Annotated in this window: 3 protein-coding genes; 2 read left to right on the forward strand and 1 reads right to left on the reverse strand. The window is 65.6% G+C overall.

All coding sequences use genetic code 11. The features are described from left to right. Positions 1 to 272: 272 nt before the first annotated feature. Together AMK27_RS40945 and AMK27_RS40950 are read left to right on the forward strand one after the other, a co-directional pair. On the forward strand, positions 273 to 1,460 hold the full coding sequence (locus AMK27_RS40945; RefSeq protein WP_073919589.1) for a cytochrome P450: 1,188 nt from the start codon (positions 273 to 275) through the stop codon (positions 1,458 to 1,460). 38 nt (positions 1,461 to 1,498) lie between these two features. Further along, entirely contained in the window at positions 1,499 to 1,687 is a 189-nt protein-coding gene (locus tag AMK27_RS40950) for a ferredoxin (RefSeq protein ID WP_445194908.1), read from the forward strand. A 424-nt stretch (positions 1,688 to 2,111) separates the two neighbouring features. Here AMK27_RS40950 and AMK27_RS42580 read toward each other — a convergent pair whose 3' ends face one another. Next, positions 2,112 to 2,453 carry a hypothetical protein gene (locus AMK27_RS42580; RefSeq protein WP_143204972.1) on the reverse strand — a complete coding sequence of 114 codons (342 nt, stop codon included), beginning with the start codon at positions 2,451 to 2,453 and terminating at the stop codon, positions 2,112 to 2,114. Positions 2,454 to 3,519: the final 1,066 nt, after the last annotated feature.

Raw genomic sequence — 3,519 nt, forward strand, 5'->3', positions numbered from 1 at the left:
GCCGAGGAGAAGCAGGTCGTGCCGGTGCACTGACGCACCGACCGGCAGACACCTCGAAGGGCGCCCCGTTCCGTACCCACGGAACGGGGCGAGCCTGTCTGACAGCGGCCTGCGGCTCGGCTCGGTCGCTGTATCACGACCGCGACAATCTCGAACGCCCGCACGATAAGACGCGGTTGTTCTTTTTGGCCGGTTCTGACGCGTGCAAGGTAGGTGCCTTGGGCATTTAACGCTCTGGCCATCGACGGAACCAGCGCATCTCGAGGTGTCTCATGACAGAAGCCATTGCCTTTCCCCAGACCCGCAGCTGTCCGTACCATCCCCCCACCGCGTACCAGGCGTTACGCGAAGCCCGGCCGCTTTCGCGTGTGAGCCTCTTCGACGGCCGCTCGGTGTGGGTGGTGACCGGGCACGCCGAGGCGCGTGCGCTGCTGTCCGACCAGCGGCTGTCCGCGGACCGGGAGAACGCCGCGTTCCCCGTCACCAGTGTGCGTTTCGCCGGCCTGGCCAATCGCAGAACGGCTCTGGTCGGTCTGGACGACCCCGAGCATAACGTCCAGCGCCGGATGCTGATTCCTGGTTTCTCGCTGAAGCGGACGGCCGCCCTGCGCCCTCGCATCCAGCAGACCGTGGACCAGCTGATAGACAACATGGTGGCCAAGGGGCAGGGGGCGGAACTCGTCAGCGCCTTCGCACTGCCCGTACCGTCCTCCGTGATATGCGCGCTGCTCGGGGTGCCCTATGAGGATCACGACTACTTCGAGGAGCTGTCCCGACGTCTGCTGCGCGGGCCGACAGCCGCCGACGTCGGCGACGCGCGAGACCGACTCCAGGCCTACCTGGAGACACTGATCCGGTGCAAGCGCGTGGAGCCGGGTGATGGTCTGCTGGACGAGCTGATCGCCCTGCGGTTGGAGACCGGTGAAATCAATGTCCAGGAACTCGTCGAGATATCCCTGGTCCTGCTGGTCGCGGGGCACGAGACCACGGCCAACATGATCTCCCTCGGTACGTTCACCCTGCTGCGACACCCGGATCAGCTCGCCGAGCTGCAGACTGATCCCTCCCTGCTGTCCGCAGCAGTCGAGGAGCTCATGCGCTTCCTGTCGATCGCCGATGGAGTGCTGCGGGTGGCGGCCGAGGACATCGAGGTCGCGGGAGAGGTCATCGCCAAGGACGAGGGGGTCGTCTTCGCGACGTCCGTCATCAACCGCGACGCGCACGTCTACCCCGAGCCCGACACACTCGACTGGCACCGTTCGGCCCGCCATCACGTGGCGTTCGGCTTCGGAGTCCACCAGTGCCTGGGGCAGAACCTGGCCCGCGCCGAGATGGAGATCGCGCTGGGCACCTTGTTCGCCCGCCTGCCGGGGCTGCGGCTCGCCGCGCCGGCCGAGGAGATCCCGTACAAACCGGGGGACACGCTTCAGGGAATGGTCGAGCTCCCGGTCACGTGGTGAGCGGGGCGGGCCCCACGGGTGGGGCGGGCGCTTTACAGATCGCGATCAACCGGGAGCGGTGCATAGGGGCGGGGCAGTGCGCTCTGACCGCGCCCGCGGTGTTCGCGCAGGACGACGACGGGCTCAGCGAACTGGTATCGGACCGAGTAGACGGCGACGGCGGCGCTCTCGTACAGGAGGCGGCGCGTGCCTGCCCGGTGGCAGCGATCGCCGTACAGAAGGTCTGACCTCTGGAATCCGCGTCCGGTTGGTGTTCCCGTCGTATCCGGGCGCCTTGCCGAACAGGCCGCGCTCACGACGCTTGGCGCCCCTCTCCCAAGCTCGGTGAGCAGGGGCGCCCCAGGCCACCTTGTCGTCGGTCGGCATGCTCCCGCACTCCTTCGAGGACGGGAGGTGCCGTCACCACCGTGCCTCGCTCCTCTGCCTCGCGGTGCCAGCACCAGATGCCGCTCCCTGAACCGGCCGAATCGGCAACCCCCAGGCTGCCGCCTGCGGGCCGTGCTCGTCACCGGTTGCGGGATCATCGTCCGCGTGGAGGACGTCGAGCACGTCGCGGATGTGGCCAGTGCTGCGTACGAGGTGGCACCTGTCGGAGGTGTGCGAGGGGTCGCCCGGCCATGCCTAGTCGCTGAGCATGCGGAACTTCGTGCGCTAAAGGAGGTGGCCGCGAACCCGTGGCTGACGGTTCATTGGACCCGTCAGCCACTCGCTGTCAACGATCCTTCGCCGACACGTGAGCGTCCCTGCTGGGATGTGACGGCGCACCTTGCCATTGGGATCGCCGGCCAACAGGTCGATTCTCCATCCGGCTTCTTCCGGGTCCAGAATGAACAATGTGCGCCAAGCTTCCGCCCTTACTCGCGCCTTGGAGTGTGCGGCGAACTCCATCACCCGCGAGATGTCATCCAGATCTCCCAGATCAGCCAGACCACCCAGCGCACCGATAGCGATCGGATCGGGTACGGATTTGAGCGCCAAGGCTTCGCGGTACACCTGCGGCGCGATATCTGTGTAACCGCGGGCACACATAGAGGCGCGAGCATGGTAGCGAATTCCAGCATCTGGATCGAGCATCGCCAGACGCAGATGAACCTCACCGTGCGACCCACGAGCCCTGGCCCGCAGGGCCCGTAGTCGTATCCGGGAACTGCCGTTGTTCTCGAGACACGGGAGTAGCGTGTTCTGCTCGGCGGATGTCAGTCGCGACGACGTAGCCAGGCGGGCGGCCCCACTGCCATAGGGCTTGGTCGGGAGTTGCGAAAGCAGTCTGGACAGCTGCGACCGGCTCAACATGCGCGAGCCTCCGCAGACGGCAGGCCCGTACGAGGGAATCGCTCGACCTGGCACCCTGCCACAACGCTTCTCTCCCTGAGCGGAAGAGGAGATCTTCTACCGCGGTCACCAAGTGACCAGCCCTACGGCGTTTCTTCAACCTTTCAAGGAGTGGCAGCAGAGGAACGAGAAGCTCCACGTGCTCGGCCCCCAGACGTGCGGTCACCACAGCCTGCGCGTAGTCCCGTACTTTCTCTACCGGGTCGTTGAGACGCAGCAAGAGGAAAGGGATCGGAAACGACTCTGGGGCATCAGCGAGTCTGACGACTCCGGCTTCCCTCAGGTAACCGGAGCGATCGAACGACATCAAGGCCGCGACCGCGAGAACGTGCCGGTCGGGCACGGCGCCGTCCAGTGCCCGATCGCCCAGCAAGGAAGTCAACCCCAGCGAGCGGAAACTGTAGCGCTGGGCACGATAGTCCGATTCCAGGCACATCAGCTCAGACGGTGTCGCCCTTCGCAACAGACTGTCCAAACGACGCGCCGCCAGGGCAGGCTTGTCGGCCCAGGAGAGCGCCACTTGAAAACATCCCCTAGAAGCCATGTGCGACCACCCTCAGTTCTTGCCATTTCCCGAACTTTGCTCTCGACGACGACTGGTCCTGTCGGCTCCGCAACCTGCCTTGCTCGGTGGGAACGGCTTTCTTCCTCTGTTGGTCGCGGAGACCTCCAGGAATTCTGGGCCTGCCGCATGCTGCGATCGTGTCTTAGGGTGACCTAAGTGTCG

It is taken from the genome of Streptomyces sp. CB02009 (assembly GCF_001905825.1).
Lineage (GTDB): Bacteria > Actinomycetota > Actinomycetes > Streptomycetales > Streptomycetaceae > Streptomyces.

Coding starts and splice junctions, on each gene's coding strand:
- AMK27_RS40945 (WP_073919589.1), top strand. CDS start 273: ATGACAGAAGCCATTGCCTTTCCCCAGACCCGCAGCTGTCCGTACCAT.